This is a genomic window from Psychrobacter sp. A3 (assembly GCF_028823565.1).
Classification (GTDB): Bacteria; Pseudomonadota; Gammaproteobacteria; order Pseudomonadales; family Moraxellaceae; genus Psychrobacter; species Psychrobacter celer.
Genome location: NZ_JAPEHS010000140.1, coordinates 1 through 3049, shown reverse-complemented (window position 1 = coordinate 3049; position 3049 = coordinate 1). Strand labels below are relative to the sequence as shown.

General features: G+C 48.2%; 2 protein-coding genes. One reads left to right on the top strand and one right to left on the bottom strand.

Annotated elements, in window-relative coordinates; translation table 11 throughout:
- Window positions 1–217 precede the first annotated feature (217 nt).
- Window positions 218–1465 (bottom strand): TerD family protein, encoded by a 1248-nt coding sequence (locus NK638_RS12090; protein ID WP_274633206.1) that lies wholly within the window; start codon window positions 1463–1465, stop codon window positions 218–220.
- Window positions 1466–1872: 407 nt separating this feature from the next.
- Here NK638_RS12090 and NK638_RS12085 point away from each other — a divergent pair, with 407 nt between their 5' ends.
- A complete protein-coding gene (locus NK638_RS12085) occupies window positions 1873–2997 on the top strand; it encodes an ATP-grasp domain-containing protein (protein WP_274633205.1) in 1125 nt (374 codons plus the stop codon).
- The last annotated feature ends 52 nt before the right edge of the window (window positions 2998–3049 follow it).

Here is a 3049-nt window from a genome sequence, read left to right as displayed (position 1 = left end):
CGTTAAAAATAAGCGCTTAGAATGACTAAACTTATTATTTTTAACATCGAATCGCCTAAAAAATAGTCGCTGTCAGTGCCATGGTCGAATGTTCAACACGCCCTACTATAACTGTTTTTGTTTACAAAAAATCAGCCCGTCTATTTATCATAGACGGGCTGATTGATATTTGAATACTGATGCTTCAATACTGATACTTGAAGATTGGGATTAGGTCTTACTTACGTCCACGCTTCCAGCTAAAGCCCCAATGAAAGGCCTTATCCATTTCTTGGTGACCTTTAAAGTATTGGTTGATACGCTCGACATTGATGCTGCCTTGCTGATTGACCAGCCGCGCGATGGCACACATAGGCAGGTTGCCGGTGCCTTCTGTCAGACGAGTCTCAATCGGTGGCTGCTCTGGCACGTGAATGGTCACCACCCCATCAGTTTGGGCCCAATTTGGCACACCCTCATAAATAAAGGCAAAAATAAACACCTCCTCAATCTGCGACCACTGTTGGCCATTGATATCGAGCCATTCACCGCCACTCACCTGCCCGGTTCTATCATCAGCGCGCAAGCACACATAAGGCGCCGACTGCAAGCTACCGAAGCGATTGCCCAGTGCTTGAATCAGGGTTTTTTCGCCATTTTTTAGATGAATCATTGCACCGACATCCAAATCGATGCCGCCAGATTTGTGCTGCTTAAATAAATCGCCTAATAGCCCTTTTTTGGGCGTTTTTTGATCGGCATTTGGCCGCTGGTTCCAGTTGAGATTGACCGCGATTTTGCCAAAATTGTCGCGTTTTTTTAGATTGATGCTGGACTGATTTTTGGTTAAGGTGATTTTGTTTAAATTTACCGTAGGACTGGCTGGTATCGGCGGCGGGGTGGCCTGAGCAGGTCGATTGGTTTTTTGTGTATTGATCGTCTGTGCTTGAGGTGCTGCTTGGCTTGGTACTGGCGCTTCATCAGCAATCTCGACCCCGAAATGCTCAGATAATGGCTTGAGACCACCATTAAACCCTTGCGCGATAAAACGAAACTTCCAACTGCCCTGCCGGCGGTAGCATTCGGCCAAGATAATGGCTTTTTCGGAGCGGCCAGTACCATTTAGCTGGCAGGTCAATAATACTTGGCTGCCCTGCAATACCTGAATATCCACATCACCGATTTGCGCCAGCGTTTGCTCGCTAGAGAATGCCAAAGCAATCTTGTCGATATTGGCAGGCTGCGCGGGCAAATTGATATCAAAAAAACCATCGCTGTCATGGCCGCGAAAGCTGACATTGCCGTCGTCGCTGCGGGTCTGACCATAAAATATCATGTCGCCATCACCGCGCACCTTGCCATCGCTAGTTAAGCGATAAGCGGCGCAATCTACCGCGTTTTGGCTTATGATACGAATACTGATATGGTCATTGGGTAATGGCGCGTTGGCACCCGCCACCAATTGTTGCGGTTGGTTTTGGCTCATATTCTGTCCTTCTTATAAGTAATAATGCTTATTTTTTATTGCTTAATAGATCATACTAGGCTGTGTCTGTCTGCATTTTAAAAATAGTGATAAAAATGAGATAAATTGCGATCAAACAAGGAAAATAGCGCCGTTAATATCGGGATATTGACCTGCTATTTGACGACGTTTAACGATGCTTGCCAAGATTTGGCCATTTTTAGCCCATTCAGATAGCTATCGCGTGAATCGAAGACATGGCCTACACATTGCTCTATAGTAGCAGTCAGTTGAAAATAAGCCCAGTGCTACTGATATTAAAGTGCGCTCACTATCCCTATGCCATAAAGCTCTGATAATAAAGTGCTTGAGAAACAGTGACGATCGGATCACGATACTACCCCTAACCCTTAGCATCTGAGAGACCCATGAACAACCCTGCAAACGCTACTCATCACTCAGCGCCCCTAGCCGTCTGGTTGGCTGAAGGTCAATCCAGCCAGCGCGATATGCTCGCTAGCCTGCAAGCTCTAAAAACCAAAACGAGCGCGCCACTGCATATCATTGCCTCACATCGTCATGATAGACCTGAAATCTTTTCGCTGGCCGATACGGTCTATCGTGAGCCTTTAGCGTCCGCAAGTGATGTTCCTAAGCAAATGCCCCCTCTTGATATGCCGCGCTGGCAGTTTGTGCTCGAACAAGCCCAGCAGCAGCAGGTCAAAGTCCTTTTGACAGGGCGCAACAGCATAGACTACGAAGCAAAGCGCGACGCGTTTGCGGCGGCTGGCATCCGCCTACTGACAGGGGCCACCAGTGTCGACGCCCTAGCGTCCATCGATGATAAGTTTGCCTTTATGCAGCACTGTCAGGCGCATGACATTCCTGTAGCCGAGGCGTGGCGGTTTGATACCCTAGCCGAGCTTGAAGCATTACTGGATAAATACGGCGATCAGCCGCTGTGTGTCAAGCCGGTCACAGGTATTTTTGCCCAAGGGTTTTGGCGGCTTGATACCGGAAAGGCAGCAGCTGATCTTTATGACAGCTTTGAGCATCTGTACTTTACCGAAGAGAAAAAAATCAGCACCGAGCAGTTTTTGCAGGCATATAGCCATAGCCAGATGGTACATGAGCGTCCTATCCCTATGCTACTGATGCCCTATCTATCAGGCCAAGAATACTCTATCGACGTGGTGTGTGAATACGGTGAGGTGCTGGCGGCCGTTACACGCCATAAGACAGGAAAAATCCAGCATGTCGGCTACGATCAGGAGGTGATGGCAGTGGTGATTCCATTGATTAGCGCCTTTGGCTGCGATGGTATCGTTAGCGTCCAGACCAAGGCCGATAGCGACGGCCAGCACCGTGTCCTTGAGATTAACAGCCGCCCCTCAGGTGGTATCGGCTATACGGCGCACAGCGCTGTCGACTTGACTCAAATTGGTTTTGGTTATTGGTTGGGCTTGAGCGACAAGCCCAAACTGGCTGACGTCATCGGGCAAATCACTCCCTGTCAGGTGCGCTCTTTGATGACCAGTGTCAAAATTAAATGAAACTGCTGTTTATTACCCTTGATGCAGACCCTTATTTTAAAGACAATTAGGG

Excerpts from the sequence above, each read along its gene's own strand:
- NK638_RS12090 (WP_274633206.1), bottom strand. The coding sequence starts at position 1,465 with ATGAGCCAAAACCAACCGCAACAATTGGTGGCGGGTGCCAACGCGCCA.
- NK638_RS12085 (WP_274633205.1), top strand. The coding sequence starts at position 1,873 with ATGAACAACCCTGCAAACGCTACTCATCACTCAGCGCCCCTAGCCGTC.